13 protein-coding genes are annotated in these 20,158 nt (G+C 42.4%); 5 read left to right on the top strand and 8 right to left on the bottom strand.

The window, feature by feature from the left end; all coding sequences use genetic code 11:
* Window positions 1–120: 120 nt before the first annotated feature.
* Window positions 121–1,947, bottom strand: coding sequence for an ABC transporter ATP-binding protein (locus OCV73_RS04985; RefSeq protein WP_147549835.1), 1,827 nt, complete (start codon window positions 1,945–1,947; stop codon window positions 121–123).
* Between the two features lie 290 nt (window positions 1,948–2,237).
* Here OCV73_RS04985 and OCV73_RS04990 point away from each other — a divergent pair, with 290 nt between their 5' ends.
* On the top strand, window positions 2,238–5,027 hold the full coding sequence (locus OCV73_RS04990) for a TonB-dependent receptor (protein WP_147549838.1): 2,790 nt from the start codon (window positions 2,238–2,240) through the stop codon (window positions 5,025–5,027).
* A 59-nt stretch (window positions 5,028–5,086) separates the two neighbouring features.
* Here the strand turns inward: OCV73_RS04990 and OCV73_RS04995 are convergent, their stop codons facing one another.
* The 5 genes from OCV73_RS04995 to OCV73_RS05015 form a co-directional block, all read right to left on the bottom strand.
* A complete protein-coding gene (locus OCV73_RS04995) occupies window positions 5,087–7,057 on the bottom strand; it encodes an LTA synthase family protein (RefSeq protein WP_147549841.1) in 1,971 nt (656 codons plus the stop codon).
* Between the two features lie 108 nt (window positions 7,058–7,165).
* Complete coding sequence (gene thrC, locus OCV73_RS05000; RefSeq protein WP_147550488.1) at window positions 7,166–8,473, bottom strand: threonine synthase; 1,308 nt, start codon at window positions 8,471–8,473, stop codon at window positions 7,166–7,168.
* A gap of 69 nt (window positions 8,474–8,542) precedes the next feature.
* The gene (locus OCV73_RS05005; protein ID WP_147549844.1) at window positions 8,543–9,763 is read right to left on the bottom strand and encodes a cofactor-independent phosphoglycerate mutase; all 1,221 of its coding nucleotides are present in this window, start codon (window positions 9,761–9,763) and stop codon (window positions 8,543–8,545) included.
* A gap of 20 nt (window positions 9,764–9,783) precedes the next feature.
* Window positions 9,784–12,219 carry a bifunctional aspartate kinase/homoserine dehydrogenase I gene (gene thrA / locus OCV73_RS05010; RefSeq protein WP_147549847.1) on the bottom strand — a complete coding sequence of 812 codons (2,436 nt, stop codon included), beginning with the start codon at window positions 12,217–12,219 and terminating at the stop codon, window positions 9,784–9,786.
* Between the two features lie 387 nt (window positions 12,220–12,606).
* Window positions 12,607–13,545: a DMT family transporter gene (locus OCV73_RS05015; RefSeq protein WP_262512874.1), complete on the bottom strand. Its 939-nt coding sequence runs from the start codon at window positions 13,543–13,545 to the stop codon at window positions 12,607–12,609.
* Window positions 13,546–13,742: 197 nt separating this feature from the next.
* Between OCV73_RS05015 and OCV73_RS05020 the strand changes: the two genes are divergently transcribed.
* A complete protein-coding gene (locus OCV73_RS05020) occupies window positions 13,743–14,792 on the top strand; it encodes an asparaginase (RefSeq protein ID WP_147549850.1) in 1,050 nt (349 codons plus the stop codon).
* Window positions 14,789–15,559, top strand: coding sequence for an exodeoxyribonuclease III (locus OCV73_RS05025; RefSeq protein WP_147549853.1), 771 nt, complete (start codon window positions 14,789–14,791; stop codon window positions 15,557–15,559). The genes OCV73_RS05020 and OCV73_RS05025 overlap by 4 nt, the downstream gene beginning before the upstream one ends.
* 45 nt (window positions 15,560–15,604) lie before the next feature.
* Here the strand turns inward: OCV73_RS05025 and OCV73_RS05030 are convergent, their stop codons facing one another.
* Window positions 15,605–16,516 carry a glucosaminidase domain-containing protein gene (locus tag OCV73_RS05030; RefSeq protein ID WP_147549856.1) on the bottom strand — a complete coding sequence of 304 codons (912 nt, stop codon included), beginning with the start codon at window positions 16,514–16,516 and terminating at the stop codon, window positions 15,605–15,607.
* A 99-nt stretch (window positions 16,517–16,615) separates the two neighbouring features.
* Here OCV73_RS05030 and OCV73_RS05035 point away from each other — a divergent pair, with 99 nt between their 5' ends.
* Both OCV73_RS05035 and OCV73_RS05040 read left to right on the top strand, forming a co-directional pair.
* Entirely contained in the window at window positions 16,616–17,098 is a 483-nt protein-coding gene (locus tag OCV73_RS05035; RefSeq protein WP_147549859.1) for a cytidine deaminase, read from the top strand.
* A gap of 121 nt (window positions 17,099–17,219) precedes the next feature.
* The gene (locus OCV73_RS05040; protein ID WP_147549862.1) at window positions 17,220–18,995 is read left to right on the top strand and encodes a DNA polymerase III subunit gamma/tau; all 1,776 of its coding nucleotides are present in this window, start codon (window positions 17,220–17,222) and stop codon (window positions 18,993–18,995) included.
* Window positions 18,996–19,509: 514 nt separating this feature from the next.
* On the opposite strand, the gene OCV73_RS05045 is transcribed toward OCV73_RS05040, so the two are convergent.
* Window positions 19,510–20,079 carry a porin family protein gene (locus OCV73_RS05045; RefSeq protein WP_147549865.1) on the bottom strand — a complete coding sequence of 190 codons (570 nt, stop codon included), beginning with the start codon at window positions 20,077–20,079 and terminating at the stop codon, window positions 19,510–19,512.
* Between the last annotated feature and the right edge of the window lie 79 nt (window positions 20,080–20,158).

Raw genomic sequence — 20,158 nt, forward strand, 5'->3', positions numbered from 1 at the left:
AGGTTTAAACTCACAAACACACTCAGGAAAATTAATAATATGAATTTAATAATATTCCTCATATGTATTACAAAGTTATATACTTTTTTCCCAAAATAACAAATTTCATCTGTTATTTTATCAGAATTTTTGCATATCTACCAGACGTTTATAGTGGCGATCCAGTTTTAACAATTCCTCATGTGTACCACGCTCTACAATTCGTCCCTCGCTCATGACACAAATAAGATCGGCATCTTTAATCGTTGATAAACGGTGGGCAATAACCAGTGTCGTACGATTCCTCATTAAGTTTTCAAGAGCTTCCTGTACAAGCCGTTCACTCTCCGTATCGAGAGCCGAAGTTGCTTCATCCAAAATAAGAATAGGCGGATTTTTTAAAATAGCCCGGGCTATGCTTACCCTTTGGCGCTGTCCTCCCGACAGGCGGCATCCTCTGTCACCTATATTCGTATTATAGCCATCTTCGGTAGCCATGATAAAATCATGGGCATTCGCTATACGGGCGGCTTCCTGCACCTGTTCCATCGTGGCAGATTCCACTCCAAAAGTTATATTATTATAGAACGTATCGTTGAAAAGAATAGCTTCCTGATTCACATTCCCCATTAATGAACGCAAATCGTAGACCTTCACATCTTTTACGTTCACCCCGTCGATGTAGATACCGCCTTCGGTCACATCATAAAAACGGGGAAGCAAATCGGCCATCGTAGATTTCCCGGAACCCGACTGCCCGACCAGAGCGATCGTCTGACCTTTTTTAATAGTAAGATTCACATCTTTAACTACCATCTCGGCATTATAGCGGAACGAAACGTTCTTATACTCTATACACTCTTTCAGTTCATGGATAGCAATAGGACTGGAAGGGCTTTGTATCGGGTTCACTGCAGAAAGAATCTTATCGACACGTTCCATTGAAGCCAAACCTTTTTGTATGGCATAAGCCGCTTTTGAAAAATCTTTGGCAGGATTAATGATACTGTAAAAGATAACCAAATAATATATAAAAGAGGCTGCATCAATAGAACTGGTTCCGGACAGGATAAGCGAACCGCCATACCATAATACGATAGCGATAGTAAATGTGCCCAGGAATTCACTCATGGGATGCGCAAGAGCCTGCCTGCGATTGATACGGTTGGATATTTTATAGAACAAATTATTATCGTCATGGAAACGGCGGATCATCCGGTTCTCTGCATTAAATGCCTTTATAATCCTGAGTCCGCTCAAAGTTTCCTCTATCATTGACATAAGTATTCCCCACCTTTGTTGTCCTTCCAACGAGGTACGTTTCAGCTTTTTACCAATCTGTCCCATAATATAACCCGCTACCGGCAATAAAACCAGAACAAATAATGTGAGCTGCCAGCTTACGACAAACATAGTGCCCAGACATACGATTATCATAATAGGATTTTTGAACATCATATCCAGCGAAGCCATAATCGAATTCTCTATTTCGCCCACATCTCCGGACATTCTCGCCATTACGTCTCCTTTTCGTTCCGAAGTAAAGAAACCGATAGGAAGACTTACGACCTTTTCATATACATAATTACGTATATCCCGGACTACTCCCGAACGCATGGGTATCATAAAATAAGAACTCAAATAAGATGCACCGGTCTTGAAAAATGTCATAACTACAAGAAATAACCCCAAAAGGAACAGGGCATACGAAGGTCCCGATTCATTAATAATCTGGGTTATATAATAATAGAAATTATTTTTACATATATCGACCAGAGAACCGGAATCCCAGGGCATAAAATAATAATCGGCCGTCTTTATCTTAAATAGAATTTCCAGTATCGGTATAAGCAGGGCGAACGAGAACAAGGTCAGCACCGCTGCCAGTATATTGAACAGGATATTAAGAATCAAATAATGTTTATACGGAGGGACAAAACGACGTAGTATCTTGATAAATTCTTTCATATATTACTCTTGTTGATGATATGTTACCCGGCCGTCCGGCAAAACGGGATTATATATGGCTGCAAATATAAACACATTTACCAACTTAATAAGAGATTCCCTCAAAAAAGTGAAGGGTTCCTGAGCAACCGAAAATAATAAATGACAAAAAATGGGTAAGAATACTCTATTTTGCCTAAAATATGTGAATTATTGAGAATCATTTAAACCTTATCCGGGAATTCAAGTCGTATAATACGTCTTCGAAAGGGAAGGAAGGCACCAGCATTATTTCTTCGTATTTATTAATTATGAAAAGAATACTATTACTTCTGCTCATTACGAGTATCATCGGCATACCGGTATCACTGGCACAAACCACTATTTCCGGAATGGTAAAAGATAAAAGCGACAACACCCCTTTGGAACAGGTCGGCATACGGCTGCTATCGGTCAGGGACAGTACTCTCATAGCAGGTGCAACGACAAATAGAAACGGATATTTTACTCTCTCTCAGATAAAACCGGGCAACTATATCATCGCATTTACCTATATCGGATATAATACTTATTACAAAAATGTGAGCGCAAATTCACAATCTACTAAAAGAAACATCGGGATCATATATATGTCTCCCAGCGACATAATGTTAAAAGAAGCCATCGTAACAGGTAAAAAAGCAGAAGTCGTAGTCAAGGAAGATACCGTAGAATTCAATGCCGATTCATATAAGACCCAGCCGAATGCCGTTGTAGAAGATTTGATGAAAAAACTTCCCGGGATAGAGATAGACAACGACGGAAAGATAACAGCAAATGGTAAAGAGGTAACGAAAATACTTGTGGATGGTAAAGAATTTTTTGCCAATGACACGAAAGTGGCAACTAAAAACCTGCCGGCAGACATCATAGACAAATTACAGGTAGTAGACCGTAAATCCGATTTGGCACGACTCACCGGAGTGGATGACGGAGAGGACGAAACCGTCATCAACCTGTCTATCAAAAAAGGGATGAAACAAGGCTGGTTCGGGAACGCAGAAGCCGGATACGGAACAGACAACCGGTATGTAGTAAATGCTATGGTCAACCGTTTCATCGGCGACAATCAGATCACCATACTGGGAAGTTCCAATAACACGAACAATATGGGATTTACCGATGGCGGAGGTATGCAGGGACGCCGGGGTAACTGGGGGATGAGCGGAGTAAACACATCTCATAATATAGGAACCAATTTCAATGTGGGAAAAGAAGAGATATTCAGGATAGGTGGAGATATTATGTTTTCGGCGACAAACCAGATAGACCGGAGGCGCACCCAACGCCAAGACTTATTCAAAGACAGCACCTCTTACAAAAACTCTGAAAGTTACAGTAATAACAAAAGCCGTAATCTCACAGCAAATTTCAGAATGAAGTGGGAGATCGATTCTATGAACGTAATCGAATTCCGCCCGAACTTCCAATATAACCATTCCCAGTCTCACCAGAACGATACATCGCTGACAAGAGCCGGAGATGCCGACAGGACTCCCGTAAACCGAAGTCTGAACAACGAAAATAACAAAGGACACGGTTACAATCTCTCGGGACGATTATCTTATAACCACAAATTCAAATCTAAATTAGGGAGGTCTTTCAGCCTGGATTTCCAGTATAGTTACAGCGATACGCGGGAAGAGGGATACAGCCAAAGCGAAAACTGGCTGTATCTCCTGAACAAAGATTCGGTGCTTAACCAAGATATAGAAGACCATATCTGGAAGAACAGTTACAGTGCCCGTTTGAGTTATACCGAACCCATAGGGAAAGGGCATTTCCTGACCTTCTCTTACCGTTTCCAGCAAACATTCAACAATGCCGATAAGCTGGCTTATAACGCTGATTCTTTAGATCTGTTCCTTATCAGGGACTACAGTAACAGTTTCCGGAACGATTTTACTACCCATTCTTTCCAGATAGGTTTCAAGACGGTTCGTCCCAATTACACTTATAATATAGGTATCACGGCAGACCCTTCGACCTCCAAATCGGAAAACCTCATCGATAAAGATAAAACCATTCCGTCATATACGGTATTTAATATGGCTCCGTTTTTTTATTACAGATATAAACTGGATAAACGAACCAATATACGCATCGACTACCGGGGACGTACTGCACAACCATCCATGACGCAATTGCAGCCGGTTATTTCCGCAACAGATGCCATGCACCAGACTATCGGTAACCCCGACCTGAAACCTTCGTATACCAATAACCTGAGATTAAGGTTCAATAATTACAACGAAGAAAAACAACGTTCGCTTATGGCCATGCTGTTCGGAAACTATACTTTTAACAGCATCATCAATTACAGTACATACAACCAAACGACGGGAGGCCAGACGACCAGCTACAAAAATGTGAACGGCGTATGGAATGTTTTCGGAGTATTTATGTACAGTGCCCCCCTGCGAAATAAAAAATGGCAGTTAAATTCAGTCACACACATCCGTTATGCCAACGATATAGGTTATAACAACGGAGAACGAAACCGGGCCATATCTTTCAATCCGAGAGAGAATTTCGGTATCACCTACCGCAACGACTGGGCAGAAGCCGGTATCAGGGCTAATTACGGTTATCAGCTTACATCCAGCAGCATTCAGAAAAACAACAATAAGGAAATACACTCATACGGAGGTACATTTAACGGCAATATATATTTACCGTTCGGACTTAGCATCGGAACCGACCTCAATTACCAGGGCACTAAAGGATACTCAAACGGATATGATGAAAATTACTGGATATGGAACGCTCAAATATCCTACATGTTCCTGAAGAACAAAAATGCAACCGTTTCTCTCAAAGTCTATGATATATTACAACAACGGAGCAATATACGCCGAACCGTTACGGGTAACTATATACAAGACGTGGAATACAATACAATCAATAGTTATGGATTAATAACGTTCGCCTACCGTTTCAATGCATTTGGGAAAGGAGGAAACAGGAATAACGGAAACCGCCCCGGCGGCCCGATGGATAATCCCAGAAGAGGCGGATTCGGCGGTGGCCATCCGGGTCCTCCTCCCGGCGGCCGATTCTAAAAAAGCAAAAGCACCTTCATCTGCAGAGATAAAGGTGCTTTTACCTAACGATAAATTATTTATTCTATCTTATCGGTCGTTTTTCCGGCCCTTACCAGACTCTCGGCAGCTTGCAGCATCGAAAAGCAATAATCTCTCAAATAGGCGAACTCCCCATCGTTTTTCCGTTCTCCCGCAGCCACCAGTTTATTATTATCTTCAAGATAATAAAATTCTTGTTTGCTCTCGGGAGAATAAATATAGAAATGTTCGCGATCCCTGCATCCTATCATATTATCGGCCGTAAAGAACATACACGGACGTTCTTCATTCAACAAATCTACTCCGAAATTATTCCGGACATAACTTATATTCAATAGCCCCAACAACGTAGGAGCAATATCTACTTGCCCTCCAAAACAATCCTTCTGTCCATTAGGAAGCAGACGGGAGTATATCATCAACGGTATATGATTATAAGATTGCGGCATTTCACAATCGGGATCACCCACTTTTTTACCATGATCGCCCACAAAAACAAAAATAGTATTATCGAACCACGGTTGTTTCTCCGCTTCTTCCATAAACTTACCGATAGACCAGTCGGCATATTCCACTATCTGCATTTCAGGGTCTTTGCTGTGCGGATGGAAATAAGAAGGGATCACATAGGGAGGATGATTACTTATAGTAAGCAATGTCGCGAAAAAAGGAGACTTTCCGTCAGCTTTTTCATTCAGTACCGGAAGAGCATACTCAAACAAAAAATCATCCTGTACTCCAAAACTATTAACGACTTTTTCTTTCGGATAATTTTCCTGTGAATATATTTCATCATAGCCGTTGGTACGGAGAAAAGCATTCATATTATCATACTGCGACTCATGCGTCATAAAGAACAGGTTGGTATATCCGTTATCCTTCAATACGGTAGGTAAACCCGAATAAAGAGGTATGACCGAACCTTTCATCGCGTTCCGCTTCATAATAGCTGGATATGAATAAAGCGTGGCATAAAGACCGTGATTCGTGTGAATTCCGGCTGAATAAAACCGGTTAAAGCTCAATGAATGCCGGTACAGACTGTCCAGATTGGGAGTCAGTCCCTGTGTTTGTCCAAACGCTGCCATAAAATTAGCCGACATGGATTCCATAAATATCAACACAACGTTCGCTTGCAAAGGTTTTCCAGAAGCATCTATTTTACGCATCAACGGATAGTCCGGATAAAAACTGCTAACGGCCAAGTATTTACACACCTTCTCTATCGCTTCTTTCTCGGGCATCAATGACAAATAACGATTCTCGGCCCTCCGGTCATCCAATGTACTGTTCAATAAATTGAATGTAGGATTAATACCCAGTTGGTTCAGGAACGGATCGTTGCAATAATATGCAGCACTTACTTTAATGGGATTATAACCTGTACGTCCCCTTATGCCGAAAACACAAAGACCGATAAGGAAAACGGAACAAATAAACTGGGTTCCCAAAATGACAGGCCGCACTCTTGGGACAGATGTGATCCTATCTATACGTTTAAAATATAACCTCTTCTCCCACAATGCTATAAACACAAACCCCACGGATGTTATTAAAAAATAAAGAATAGGAAGATAAAAGGAGGATTCACCGAATATCATTCCGAAGGTCGTTCCTCCATAATCCATCCAATTAAAAATAGATGAATTTATATTTTTGAAAAAATATTCGAAATAAGGAATATTGGCAGCCGATACCGCAAAAGTTACAGCATACATTACCATAAAATAGACCGATATTCCGGCATACAGTCTTTTACCGTAATATTGAAACAAGGAAGCTACACACGCGACAACGAGCGGAAGCAGCAATATATAGCACCCAACCACATTATCGAACCATATTCCACGAACAAAAGCTATTGATTGCAGCCATCCGTCATGCCTGAATTCCGGAATAATACTATGATAATTTTCTATAAAAGTAATCAGGCGGAACAACGTCAGCAGGACAAGTCCCGAAACATGCAAAGACAACAAATAAAGGACAGAGAGTATAAACCTTTTCATGAACGGCATATTTTAATACAGAAACAACTCTTTACCGGCCGTAACTTAATGTTATGTGAAACAAACAATGGAAAGGGATGCAAAACACATCCCTTTCTACCTACCGTATTATTTATTCTGATTCATCAGAAAATGTTTAAACGCACCGAAATCAACAGGCATGGACAGACTTTGTTTGCTGCCCAGCATAAATTCCTGTAAGCGCAACGGAATAACGACCTGCGCTCCGGTAATGGATTCGACGGTTTCCAGAAATTTAGAAGGATGGGCTGTCTCCAGGAAAATTCCGGTCTCATCCGGCTGTAAACCTTCTTCCAAAGCCCGATATCCGCAAGTACCATGGGGATCCAACAAATACCCGTCCACTTTCAATACACGCGCCAGTGTTTCCCTTATCTGTTCGTCCGTATAACTTGCCCCACTCACATCTTTACAGATGGCCTCGTACGAGCCATACAGGTCGAGTACCCGGGCAAAATTACTGGGATCTCCCACATCCATGGCGTTGGCTATGGTCGTCACGGAAGGGCGGGGCTCATATCTCCCCGTACGCAGATATTGCAAAAATATATCGTTGCGGTTATTAGCTGCGATAAAACGTTTTACAGGCAACCCCATACGTTTGGCAAAAAGACCGGCCGTAATATTTCCGAAATTCCCGCTAGGTACACTGAATACCAGGTTTTCAGGATCTTTTTGTTCTTTCGCCAGTTGTGCATATGCATAAAAATAATAAAAGGACTGCGGCAGGAAACGAGCGACATTGATAGAATTCGCAGAAGTAAGTTTAACAGCCTCGTTCAATTCTTTATCCAAAAACGCTTTTTTCACCAGTGACTGGCAGTCATCGAAAGTTCCGTCCACTTCAAGCGCAGTAATATTTTTACCTAAAGTAGCGAATTGCATTTCCTGTATCTTGCTGACTTTATCTTTTGGATACAAAACATAAACTTTGATGCCGGGCACATCCAGAAAACCATTTGCCACCGCACTCCCCGTATCTCCGGAAGTAGCTACCAGCACATTCACGGTTTGCCGGGATTCCCGGTTCATAAAATACCCCAGTAACCGGGCCATAAACCTGGCGCCTACGTCTTTAAAAGCCAATGTAGGACCATGAAACAGTTCGAGACTGTAGATACGGTCGCTCACCTTAACTAAAGGGATATCGAAATTAAGCGTCTCATCCACCAGTTTTTTCAAGTCACCGGCATCCACATCTTCTCCGAAAAAAGCTTCTGCCACTATAAAAGATATCTCGCGCAAAGACATTTCTTTCATATTATGAAAAAAGGCCGGAGGAAGCTGTTTGATAACTTCCGGCATATACAATCCCTTATCAGGAGCCAGTCCTTTAATCACGGCATCACGGAGCGATACGCTTTCCGAATTTTTGTTTGTACTGTAATATTTCATGTCATCTGTCTTTAATTCTTCATCCATATTCCTTTCGCCCTTTTCTTTTAGAAGCATACGGCGAATACTCTACCCTTCATTTTCTTTCCCCAAAAACGCCCGGATAAACTCATCTCCTTTTAATAAACCATACGAACCTCCCTCCACGCTATATTCATCATATACCTGCACGGCATCGGGTTCTACTCCGGGTTTATAGATAATAAAAGGCACAGGGCTACTGGTATGAGTCCGCATACGGCAAGGCGTAGGATGGTCTGGTAAAAGAGCTATCGCTACCGGTTCATCCATCTCATGCGTCGCCTCAATCAATCTTTTCAGGACACGACGGTCCAGATTCTCCACCGTCTTTTTCTTTAACAGGACATTTCCTTCATGTCCGGCCTCGTCACTCGCTTCTATATGCAGGTAAACAAAATCATGGAACCTGAGTGCCTCAATGGCTGCTTCTACCTTACCTTCGTAATTTGTATCGTACAATCCGGTAGCACCTTCTACAAGAACAGGAGTAAGTCCGGCATATACGCCGATACCCCGTATAAGGTCTACAGCCGAAATAACCACTCCGCTATTCAATCCGTAATGCTCGGACAAAGTTTTCATTTTCGGTTTATATCCCGGAGACCACGGCCATATGCTATTCGCCATATCCTTGCCTTCGGCTTTGCGTTTCAAATTTACCGGGTGTAACGGCAATATTTCCTGCGAGCGACGTATGAGCATATTCAAACGTTCGGCGGTTTCCAAAGCTTCCGGGAGCAAAGATTTTATCATTACTTTATCCGCCGGCGTACCCGGGACATCATGGGGAGGGGTGCAGTCCAACTGTTTATTACCTCCTTTCACTTTAAGCAAATGCCGGTATGAAACCCCATGAAAGAAATTCACATCTTTTCCTCCCAGTTCCTCTTGCAGATATCCGATTAGTTCCGCCGATTCCTCACTTGAAATATGCCCGGCCGAATGATTCTTTATAATTCCGTCTTCGATGCAGATGAGATTACACCTCATCGCCATTTCTCCCGGAGCGATATCGACCCCCATACTGGCAGCTTCTAAAGAGCCCCGGCCTTCGAATACCTTGTCCAGATCATATCCGAGCAAAGCCATATTAGCTATTTCACTACCGGGAGCATACCCTGCAGGAACCGTTGTCAGACGACCGCAACGGCCATGAGCTGCCAACCAGTCCATAGCCGGCGTCTCCGCAGCCTGTATCGGCGTTTTGTTTCCCAGCATTTCGATAGGCTCGTCGGCCATCCCGTCTCCCAATACTATTATATATTTCATAGGCGCCTCTCTTTCTTTTTTCAACGAATATTAGCAATACTGATAATATCGGCAAATACCCCTGCCGCCGTTACCACAGCTCCCGCACCATATCCTTTAATAACCATCGGATATTCTTTATACCGTTCTGTCGTAATAAGAATCACATTATTACTTCCTTCCAGTAAATAGAACGGATGTCGGTTATCGACAGCCTGCAAACCCACCTCAGTCTCACCGTTTTCCAAGCGGGCGACAAAACGGAATTGCTTGCCCTCTGCTGCTACCGCCTTACGTTTCTCTTCGAAACCGGCATCCAATTCCGGTATTTTTTTCCAAAACTCTTCCTGGGTTCCCTCAAAATATTCTTCCGGAATGAACAGATTACGCTTCACATCGCTTTGCTCCACCACATATCCGGCTTCACGGGCCAGAATAACCAATTTACGTATTACATCCTGACCGCTCAAGTCCACTCTGGGGTCAGGTTCGCTGTATCCCGCTTCCTGCGCCCTGCGTATTGCTTCACTCAGTGGTACATCTTCGCTCAGGATATTAAAAATATAATTCAATGTACCAGACACGACAGCTTCTATTTTAAGAATTCTGTCTCCACTGTTTATCAGATTATTAATCGTATTGATAATGGGCAGCCCGGCACCTACGTTTGTTTCGAACAGATACTTCACATCCCGTTTCCGGGCGGTCTTCTTCAACTCTGCATAATTCTTATAATTGGAAGAAGCAGCGATCTTGTTGGCCGCAACAACCGATATATTATGACTAAGTAATTTTCCGTACATGGAAGCGACTTCGCTACTGGCCGTACAATCTACGAATACGGAATTGAAAATATTCATTTTAATCACCTCCTGGCATATACGCTCGGGTGTTGCAATTATATCGGAAGCTTCCAGAGCTTCCTTATAATGTTCTATATCTATGCCGTCCCGGGAAAAAACACATTTACGCGAATTGGCCACCCCGACCAGACGTAACCGCAAAGCTTTATTTTCCAGTAGATTCTGTTGCTGTTTCTTTATCTGATGTAATAAATCACGACCTACGGTTCCTACTCCTACAACGAACAGGTTAAGTACTTGAGCATCGGACAGAAAAAAAGAGTCATGAATAACATTCAATGCTTTACGCAGGCTGTTCAACTCGATCACAAACGATATATTCGTTTCAGACGCTCCCTGGGCACATGCAATCACATTGATACCGTTACGTCCCAGAGTATTGAACAACTTTCCTGCAATACCGGGCGTATGTTTCATATTTTCTCCGACGATTGCTACGGTAGCCAGATCCTTTTCGGCGCTCACACCGCTTATCTCTCCCGTCTCTATTTCCAGAGCAAATTCTTCGTTAAGAACCTTTACGGCAAGCTCGGCATCGGCATTACGTACCGCAAACGAAGTATTGTTCTCCGACGATGCCTGAGATACAAGAAATACGCTCACTCCCGACTTGGCAAGAGCATTGAATATACGGGAATTGATACCTATTACTCCTACCATACCCAATCCCGAAAGAGTCAGAAGGCATGTATCATTAATGGACGATATTCCTTTAATTGCTTTGCCTTCAGCAGAAGACTGCTCTTCGGTAATAGAAGTACCGGGAGCTTCGGGATTGAACGTATTTTTAATGGCAATAGGAATATTCTTGTGAAATACGGGATAAATAGTAGGCGGATAGATGACTTTAGCTCCGAAATTACAAAGCTCCATAGCTTCGGTAAACGAAAGATGCTCTATCACATAAGCCGAATTTATCACGCGGGGATCGGCCGTCATAAAGCCGTCGACATCGGTCCATATTTCCAGACGCGAAGCAGATAAAGCAGCAGCAAGAATCGCTGCCGTATAATCGGAACCTCCGCGTCCGAGATTCGTAACATCGCCACTATCCCTGTCCGAAGATATAAATCCCGGTACGAGAGCGACACGAGGACAATCTACGAATGTTTCGCGGACAAGCCGGTTCGTTAATTCAAAATCGACGATATGTTTTCCGAATTGTTTTTCAGTCTTAATAAAATTACGGGAATCATAATGCCTGGCTCCTGATATGATACGACTGACGATAACGGAGGAAATACGTTCTCCGTAACTTACTATAGTATCCAGAGTTTTTGTCGAAAGGTCTTTGATAAGACAAACTCCCTTATATATATTCCCCAGCTCTTCCAGTAAAGAACCTGTAACCGTTCTCACTTCGTCCTTATATTCGTCCGGGACGATACCGGCTATCACATCGGCATGACGCTTTACAATAAAATCAAATTCATCCCGATAAGTTTTATCTCCGTTACCCGCCAATTTCGCAGCGGTAATAAGCCTGTCGGTAATTCCACCTAAAGCAGACACTACAACGATCACAGGCTCTTCGCAACCTTCAACTATCTTTTTAACATTATACAGACTTTCTACGGAACCCACTGATGTTCCACCGAATTTCAATACTTTCATTCCTGGTTATTCAAGTTTTTTGCTTTACCGGTATAACTCTATTAGCAGGGATACCGGTAAACTAATGCTGTCTTTTTCACATATGTAAAAAAAACGCACGAACAAATTTAAAAAATTATTTCTAAGAAACGGCCACAAGAAAGGTTATTTGACCGAAATTGACGGATATAAATAATTGACCCCCTAAGGGGTGGTCTGCAATGTATGGGATGTAGTGCAACAATATATGTACCTCGTAGCCATAGATTAACTATTAATCCTCTTTTTTTAATAGTGCAATATTAATCAATATTTTTCATTTATCCATAAAAATTTAATTTTTTATTTCAAATATTCATATTTTATTATCCGAACATAACATTCATCCAGAGCAATAGCGGTTTTAAATTACCGGTTGCTTTCCGTCTTTTCTCTCAATACATCCGCCCTGGACTTGCTTTGCGTAACCATATACACCCCGGCGAATATACAGGCCGCAGCTACCGGCTTCTCCCACGTAAGAGCATCCTGGCCTGCCAGTATAGCAGCAATTGAAGCCACCAGCGGTTGCACATAATTATACATACTTACGGTTGTGGGGCGTATACGTTTTAATGCTACCGGAATAAGAAAAAATGTGAAAAACGTAGCTAACAAAGTAATATAACCCAAACGCAGCAACACCGAGATTTGTGTTTCAGCGGTAAAGGCACGTGCCCCAAGAATTTCGGGAAGCCCGAAAGGCATGGACAAAAGAGCCGAATACAAAAACATCCATTTCATAAGCGTAATAGGAGTATATCGCTGCATTATAGGTTTGGTGATGATGAGATAAACAGAATAAAACAAAGCTCCGGAAAGACACAACAGATTACCCAGCAACGGATTGCTACCTGCACTATGGACACCCGACGCACCCGAGAGTATTATAATTATGGCACCGGCACCTCCCAAAAATACTCCGCCCGTTTTTTTTAATGTAACAGGTTCTTTCAGCACCATGGCCGAAAGCAACATCACCAGTACGGGCGATACGGTCACGATAAGTCCTGCATCTATAGGCGACGTATATCCGAGCCCGATGATAAAGCTGCCCTGATTCAACAGAATCCCTAAAATTCCTCCGAAAAAAAGAATAAACATATCCCGGCGCGTGACAGGTTCCCGGGGAAAGAACAGGGATATCAACCAGAAAACGATAGTAGCGACAAACATACGTAAATAAGTAAGTCCCGTGCTGCTTATCCAGCCGTTTATCATAATACTTTTACTGACAGGTATGTTGAGACCGAAAATAACTGAAGCGACCAGCATGGCCGCATGTCCTTTGATTTTTTCCCGATTCATATCCCATTAGGCTTTTGGACTACAAACGTAAAAAAAGTTTTCTTATAATTGTCATATTCACTCCATTTATAATCTCCTACGAACTTTTTGCTACTAAACTATCCTCAGTAACTCTTTAAACAAACATTTTTTCATCGACAAAAGATTTAAAAAACCACTTTTTTGATTACATTTGTCATAAAATCCAATATTTTAAAATGAAAAACAATCTAACTTCGGTTCTCATCATATATACAGGCGGTACTATAGGTATGGCGGAAAATAAGACAACAGGTATTCTGGAGCCTTTCAACTTCCACCACCTGCTCGATAACGTACCCGAATTACGGCAACTCGGTTTCTCCATATCTACGATCCAATTCGAACCTCCCATAGATTCTTCGGAAGTAGAGCCGGATTCCTGGATAAAGATTGTACACATCATTGCAGATAACTATAATTTGTTCGACGGTTTTGTCGTACTTCACGGTACCGACACAATGGCTTACACTGCATCCGCACTCAGTTTCATGCTGGAAAACCTGGGCAAACCGGTTATTCTCACCGGTTCACAACTACCTATCGGCATGTTAAGAACGGACGGAAAAGAGAATCTTATCACGGCTATCGAAATAGCAGCCGCCAAAGAAAACGGACAACCGCTGGTCCCCGAAGTCTGCATCTTTTTCGAGAACCACCTGATGAGAGGAAACCGGACGACAAAAATAAGCGCGGAGAATTTTAGCGCATTCCGTTCGACCAATTACCCTTCTTTAGCACATGCCGGCGTACATATAAGATATTACGATAATGTCATATACCGTCATGCCTCTCATAAACCTTTACGGCCTCATTATCTCATGGATTCGAATGTAGTTATCCTGAAGCTGTTCCCGGGCATATCGGAACTGACAGTACGTTCTATTCTTAATATTCCGGGACTTAAAGGTGTCGTACTGGAAACATTCGGTTCCGGTAACGCCCCGACTAAAGAATGGTTTCTTGGACTCATGAAGGAAGCTGTAAATAAAGGGATTGTCATAGTGAATGTAACTCAGTGCAGGGGGGGAGGCGTGCAGATGAAACGATACGGAACAGGAAATAAGCTATTAGAAGCCGGAGTGGTAAGCGGATATGACAGCACTACGGAAGCAGCCGTAACGAAGCTCATGTTCCTGTTCGGCCATAAACTTTCGACCCAAGAAGTTAAAGACAACATGAACTGCTCGCTGATAGGAGAAATCACTATACCGGAAGAAGAAAGATGAAAATCATCACATACAACGTAAACGGCATACGGGCCGCATTAGGCAAAGGTCTTATTGAATGGATAAGGGAAGAAAAGCCCGACATACTTTGCCTGCAGGAAACTAAAGCGCAACCGGAACAAGTTCCGGTCGGAGAGCTGGAAGAGCTGGGATATCATTGTTACTTTTTTTCCGCACAGAAAAAAGGGTATAGCGGTGTAGCCATATTTACTCTGCAAAAACCCGACCATGTAGAATATGGAATGGGAATACCGGAATATGATAATGAGGGACGTTTCTTACGTGCCGATTTCGGAAAACTTTCCGTTGCCAGCATTTATCATCCTTCGGGAACAAGCGGAGACGAACGTCAAGCTTTCAAAATGCAATGGCTCGAAGATTTCCAGACGTACGTAAAAGAGCTGAAAAAGACCCGTAAGTATCTGATCCTTTGCGGAGATTATAACATATGCCACGAAGCTATCGACATTCACGATCCTGTACGGAATGCCACAAACAGCGGCTTTCTTCCTGAAGAGAGGGAGTGGATGAGCCGTTTTCTGAAGGACGGTTATATAGATACGTTCAGATATTTCTATCCGGAAGCGACATCACGGTACACCTGGTGGAGTTATCGTTTCAATGCAAGATCCAACAATAAAGGATGGCGTATAGACTATTGCATGGCAACCCGGGAGACAGAACCGCTGCTACGAGACGCTGCAATCTTGCCGGAGGTTTGCCACAGCGACCATTGTCCTGCCGTACTGGAAATAGAGAACTTCTGAACAGAAAAAACTATATATGATCATTTCAAACGGAGGAGAGATCTTTTATCTCAACTTCAGTATATCACCTTCAGACGGAACATAGTCTCCGTCTTTCTTATTTAATTTATATAAGGACTTCATCTGCATTCCGAATTTCTGTGATATACTGTGCATAGAGTCCCCGCAACGTACCGTATAAGTATCATATCCTTTTTCTGCTTTCTTGTTCTTTTTTTCCAGGTAAATTATATCTCCGGCCGAAACGGGAAAACCTTTTGGAATTTCATTAAACTTATACAATTTCTTCACATTAAAGCCCAGTTCTTTGGCTATCATTTCCATCTCATCTCCTTCCCTGGCTTCCACATACAGCAACCCCCAGGAACGATAAACCTGATGGGGCTTATAACCTACAGGCAATTCCTTTTTGGAGGATTCTTTTTCACGTTTATTCTTCCGCGGGCGGTCATATTCGTAGAGCTCGTATAATTCTATCGTTTGTATCAGTTTACTGGCATATGCTTTATCGGTGGCATAACCGCACTCTTTAAGCCCCTTTGCCCATCCCCTGTAATCGGTAATCTTTAATTCGAATAGCGGAGCATATCTTTTTTTCTTCAGAAACCGGGCATGATCTTCATAAGAATCTTTCGGATCTCTATAGGCTCTGAAGCACTCGCCTTTCGCATCATCATCATGATAGGTGCGGCCTCCTTTCCATCCGCTATGGCATTTGATCCCGAAATGATTGTTGGATTTAAGAGCCAAAGTACTGCGTCCAGCACCCGACTCCAATAATCCCTGGGCCAATGTGATACTTGCCGGAATGCCGTGTTCCTTTTGATGGCGGACAGCAATATCCTTATACTGTTCAATATAATTAAGATATAATTTATTCTTTTGTTGTGCGTACAAGGAGGAACCACTCAGTAAGACAATCAGGAACAATGTGGTGAAAATTTTAAAACGGCTCATAAATAACAAGTATTTTAATTTTCTAAAAAGGAACTATCTCACAAAAGGAATTCAAAATTATTCCTATATTTGTAGTCATACCCATCATATTATATGACTATGGAAAATTTAAATATCACTGCAAAGATAACAGTTTGTAAATACGAAGAACTGAATCGGATTGAAAAAAAACTTATAGATATGGCAAAAGAAGCGACTACCCATTCTTATGCACCTTATTCGATGTTCCAAGTAGGGGCGGCGGCTCTGCTCGATAACGGAGAGATCGTACAAGGAAGCAACCAGGAAAATGCCGCTTATCCTTCGGGACTCTGTGCCGAAAGAGTGACCCTGTTCTTCGCCAATTCACAATATCCGGAATCGGCTGTGCAACTGTTAGCCATCGCTGCACAAACCGGAGGAAAATTCACCGGAACACCCACAGCTCCCTGTGGTGCGTGCCGTCAGGTGATACTGGAAACGGAAAACCGTTACGACCATCCTATACGCATTTTGTTATACGGTGAGGACAAAATTTATATTACAGAATCTATCAAAGACTTATTACCGCTATGTTTCGGTAAAGACGAACTGGGGAAATAACACGCCTCCGCGCGAACGAACACATGACGGAGCTATAACAAAAATTTATATCATCCGGATTTTAAGAGATACGGTGAAAAGATTATATTTGCCCGGCAAAACGACAGGAGAAAAAAATAAAATGGATAATTATATTGTATCGGCACGGAAATACCGTCCTTCTACTTTCAAATCGGTAGTAGGACAAAAAGCACTTACCCAAACCCTTAAAAATGCGATAGATTCGCATAAACTAGCTCACGCCTATCTCTTTTGCGGACCTCGCGGTGTAGGGAAAACATCTTGTGCCCGTATTTTCGCGAAAACAATTAACTGCCTGCATCCGACAGAAACCGGAGAAGCTTGTAACGAATGCGAATCGTGTAAAGCTTTTAACGAGCAACGTTCTTACAACATTATGGAACTTGATGCGGCATCCAACAACTCGGTCGAGGATATCAGGACTCTTATCGACCAAGTGCGTATTCCACCCCAGATCGGGAAATATAAAGTATTCATTATTGATGAAGTACACATGCTCTCGGCCGCCGCTTTCAACGCTTTCCTGAAAACATTGGAAGAACCGCCTCACCACGCTATCTTTGTACTGGCAACTACCGAAAAGCATAAATTACTACCGACGATACTGTCCCGCTGCCAGATATATGACTTTCAGCGTATAACGACTGCCGACATTACCGAACACTTACAATATGTTGCATCACAGGAAGGTATCAGTACCGAGACGGAAGCATTGAACATAATAGCCAACAAAGCCGACGGAGGAATGCGTGACGCTTTGTCCATATTTGACCAGGTAGTCAGTTTTACCGGAGGAAATATTACTTATAAAGCCGTTATCGAAAATCTCAACGTATTGGATTACGAATATTATTTCAAGCTGGTGGATTCATTTCTCAATAACGATGTATCGCAAGCTCTTATGGTTTTCAAGAAAATACGGGATAACGGATTCGAAGCGCAATATTTCGTAAGCGGATTAAGTAACCATTTCAGAGACCTACTGGTAAGTAAAGATCCCGTAACGTTGCCTCTGCTCGAAGTAGGACCATCTGTAGCCCAACGTTACGGAGAACAAGCCGCACGTTGCAGCCAGCAATTCCTGTATAAAGCCATGGAATTAAGTAACCGGTGCGATCTGGATTACCGGATAAGCAGTAACAAACAATTCCTCGTAGAATTGATGCTGATACAAATCTGCCAGATTACGATTACGGCAACGGAGGAATCGCCATCCCCTAAAAATCCTCCTCTGCAAAAACTTACTCCGGTAACGAATATTCAGCCGGCCGTTACTCCTCCCCAGACGACGATAGCACAAGCAAAGCCTGTATCGCCTGAACCTAATACAGTTTTATCGGGCATTGCTTCTCCGTCCCCATCCAAAGAATCGCCACACGCTCCGAATCTCCAGATAAACCAGAAAATAGAGAATCCGGTACATAAAGCACCTACTCCTCCACGCATATCCATAAAATTAGGCGGACAGGCACAAGAAGAAGAACAACAAACTCAGGCTCCACAGGTCATACTGAACACTCCGTTCACACAAGAACAGCTACAAACGTCCTGGTTACATTTTACCGAGACTATTTCTACAGAAGTGGCTCTGGTAAATACCATGCGAAGCTCGCTTCCCTATATGCTGGATCAAACCAGATTTGAAGTAGCCGTAGAAAACAAGATGCAGGTAGAACTCCTGAATAACCGGGGAACAGAATTGATGGAATTCCTGAAACAGGAACTACGTAACAATCAGATCACGATGCAAACGAAGATCAACGAAAAAGGCGAAAGCCAAAAAATATTCGGTCCTAAAGAACTGTTCCAGCATATGGCGGAAAAAAATTCATCCCTCAAAGACCTCGCGGATACATTCGGACTCGAGATGGCATAACAGTCTGTTTTGACCACAATTACATTCTTATGCAAATTATGCGCAACGGCTGTTCCATACGAAAAGGCAGTCTGGCGATTATAGATCGCTTGCACGACAAGCCGATGACATTACTAAACATGTGAGGGATACTTTCCACATCCTTACAGCGAAAAAGAACAGGCAGAGGAACGGGGTCTTACTATTGACGACAAAGCTGTCGGCGGAATAGGATACTAAATAGGTAAAGATTACAGGAACAAAGGTATTGTAAGTGATGCCGTGAAGTTCTTCCCGTAATATATTTTTGATACAACCCCATTACCCGGCTTTTTACAAATGTATTCGAATTCAACACAGCTTCTATGCGCGTATTGGAAAAAGCCGGATATACAAAACCAACGGTTCTGAAACAAATCGCTAAAACAATAGACCTGCACTACTACGAATTACTGGAAAAATTAAACTTTCCAATATAAACGAAAACGGGATATTATTGTAAAATATCCCGTCTCCGCCGCGTAATACGGTAATCTTAGAACTTCCACCCGACTGAAAGCTGGAACATTTCATTTTTATTGTTCTTTCCTCCGTTATGGGAACTTTTAACAGCATTAGTCAGCCCTATGCCATACCTGAAATCGGCAATAAGCCCGAAATTAAACTCATAGCCGAGGCCTACCAGAAATTCCAGGTCAAAAGTATTAAAAGATTTCGTTCCTGTCATAGAGATATTGGCCGGATAAGTAATTTTATCATACACCTTGAACCCGAATTGAGGGCCCACTTGTAACGCCAATTTATCGATCAAGAAAACATTAGCAACCACAGGTATGGTAATATATCCCAAACGATCGTGGCCCCCGTCATAATTAGCACCCATAGTGGAATACATCAATTCGGCCTGCGCACCAATAAATGAATTATAACGTTGCCGTGCAAAAAAACCGGCATTAACTCCAGTACGCCAGGAAGAGGCTCCGGTAGATGTAATGGTCGAGAAATTAATACCTACCTTCGGTCCCCAATCAAAACTTTTCTGAGACATTCCCGCAAAGGGAAAAAGCAGCGCAATTATCGCTACCCATAACATTTTACATTTCATACTTTCCTTATTTGAATTAATACTTACCTACCGGAAGAGCAGTACAAGCAGGCTTTTGTGAAATAACAGAAAAGCACCT

The organism is Barnesiella propionica (assembly GCF_025567045.1).
Taxonomy (GTDB): Bacteria; Bacteroidota; Bacteroidia; order Bacteroidales; family Barnesiellaceae; genus Barnesiella_B; species Barnesiella_B propionica.

Bases quoted from the DNA above. Each gene is read 5' to 3' on its own strand.
- OCV73_RS04985 (WP_147549835.1), bottom strand. From the start codon at position 1,947: ATGAAAGAATTTATCAAGATACTACGTCGTTTTGTCCCTCCGTATAAA.
- OCV73_RS04990 (WP_147549838.1), top strand. From the start codon at position 2,238: ATGAAAAGAATACTATTACTTCTGCTCATTACGAGTATCATCGGCATA.
- OCV73_RS04995 (WP_147549841.1), bottom strand. From the start codon at position 7,057: ATGAAAAGGTTTATACTCTCTGTCCTTTATTTGTTGTCTTTGCATGTT.
- thrC (WP_147550488.1), bottom strand. From the start codon at position 8,473: ATGAAATATTACAGTACAAACAAAAATTCGGAAAGCGTATCGCTCCGT.
- OCV73_RS05005 (WP_147549844.1), bottom strand. From the start codon at position 9,763: ATGAAATATATAATAGTATTGGGAGACGGGATGGCCGACGAGCCTATC.
- thrA (WP_147549847.1), bottom strand. From the start codon at position 12,219: ATGAAAGTATTGAAATTCGGTGGAACATCAGTGGGTTCCGTAGAAAGT.
- OCV73_RS05015 (WP_262512874.1), bottom strand. From the start codon at position 13,545: ATGAATCGGGAAAAAATCAAAGGACATGCGGCCATGCTGGTCGCTTCA.
- OCV73_RS05020 (WP_147549850.1), top strand. From the start codon at position 13,743: ATGAAAAACAATCTAACTTCGGTTCTCATCATATATACAGGCGGTACT.
- OCV73_RS05025 (WP_147549853.1), top strand. From the start codon at position 14,789: ATGAAAATCATCACATACAACGTAAACGGCATACGGGCCGCATTAGGC.
- OCV73_RS05030 (WP_147549856.1), bottom strand. From the start codon at position 16,516: ATGAGCCGTTTTAAAATTTTCACCACATTGTTCCTGATTGTCTTACTG.
- OCV73_RS05035 (WP_147549859.1), top strand. From the start codon at position 16,616: ATGGAAAATTTAAATATCACTGCAAAGATAACAGTTTGTAAATACGAA.
- OCV73_RS05040 (WP_147549862.1), top strand. From the start codon at position 17,220: ATGGATAATTATATTGTATCGGCACGGAAATACCGTCCTTCTACTTTC.
- OCV73_RS05045 (WP_147549865.1), bottom strand. From the start codon at position 20,079: ATGAAATGTAAAATGTTATGGGTAGCGATAATTGCGCTGCTTTTTCCC.